General features: G+C 55.6%; 1 protein-coding gene. It reads right to left on the minus strand.

The window, feature by feature from the left end; all coding sequences use genetic code 11:
* Window positions 1-347: 347 nt before the first annotated feature.
* Window positions 348-1,376, minus strand: a complete 1,029-nt coding sequence (locus tag ACIOVD_RS27855) for an IS110 family transposase (protein WP_401131384.1) — start codon at window positions 1,374-1,376, stop codon at window positions 348-350.
* Between the last annotated feature and the right edge of the window lie 78 nt (window positions 1,377-1,454).

Consider the following 1,454-nt stretch of genomic DNA (forward strand, 5'->3'; position numbering starts at 1 on the left):
ACGTGGTTGGAGTGATGGTGGGTCGCTATCAAATGGCGGACCCACTCCGCCAGCACGCCTTTCTGTCGATCCAGATGCATCAAGTAAACCCGGGCGCATCTATGGTTACCCCCTTTTCTGCAATACTGTTTTTGATGTCGTGTTTGGCTTGCTTTCATCTATCCGGCGTCTGAGTGGGGCTGCTACCCCGCGCCTCGATGAGAATCGATGCCCAACGATCCTGATTAGTGAAACGGCCTTTCAGCCGTGTGGGAGCCCAGGGTTGTCGTCAGGCCGGTTGGCCGTTCACGTCATCAGTTATCCAGCATCGCAAAACCAGGTGGGTTGGTGCTCGGGTGACAGCGGGGTCAGGCGTTCATCGCGCTTGGCCCCGCATCGAATACAGTGTGGTGTGCCGCAATTGCCCAAGCGATCCTCGCCAACTTGTTGGCTAGCGCGCAGACCACGTGGTTGGAGTGATGGTGGGTCGCTATCAAATGGCGGACCCACTCCGCCAGCACGCCTTTCTGTCGATCCAGATGCATCAAGTAAACCCGGGCGCACTGGATCAGCAGCCGTCTCTGGTTTCTGTCTCCACGTTTGCTGATACCTAAAAGTACAGTTTTCCCGCCCGTTGAATGCTGTTTGGGGACCAGGCCGATCGAGGCTGAATAGCCTCGGCCACATTTGAACTGCTTGCCATCACCCAACTCGGCAGCCAAGGCGCTGGAGGTGATCGGGCCGACGCACGGAATTGTCATCAAACGAGCAGCCAGATCATCTTCAGCGGCTTGGCATTCCAGTTCTTTGTCCAAGGATTTGATCTGTTCGTGCAAGTAATCAAAGTGGTCATGCATCCGTATCAGCAGCTTTTTGATCGGGTCGGGAAGTGAACTCGCCTCAAGCAGCGCCGTGAGTTCGTTGATCGACTTGAACCCCGGGGCCAAGCTGATCCCGACTTCCAGAAGTGCTGCGTGAATCCGATTGACGGTCGCGGTACGGTCTTTGATGAACGAATCACGCGTCGTATTGAGCATGGCCAGCGCCTGTTGAGCCTGTGTTTTGGCAGGAACAAAACGCATCGATGGACGGGTTGCCGCCTCGCAAATCGCCTCGGCATCGGCGAAGTCGTTTTTGTTGCTTTTGACATAAGGGCGCACAAGGTGCGGCGCAATCAGCTTTGCCGTGTGTCCAAACTTTGCAGCCTGCTGCGCCATGAAGTGAGCGCCGCCACAGGCCTCCATCACAACCGTGCAGGGCTCGAGATTGGCCAAATGTTGGACAAGTGCTACGCGAGTGAATTTTTTGCGGTAAAGCTCATGACCTCGTTCATCTTGGGCGTGAAGATGAAAGGAGTTTTTACCCAGGTCGATGGCGGCGATAGCTACTTTGTTCATGACAATGGTCTCCGGTGAGCCCCCAGTGAAAGCTTAGTGGGCTATCACTGGGGGCGGCGGGGGTAACCATTTCATTAG

This window comes from Pseudomonas sp. NPDC087626, assembly GCF_044743405.1.
Classification (GTDB): Bacteria; Pseudomonadota; Gammaproteobacteria; order Pseudomonadales; family Pseudomonadaceae; genus Aquipseudomonas.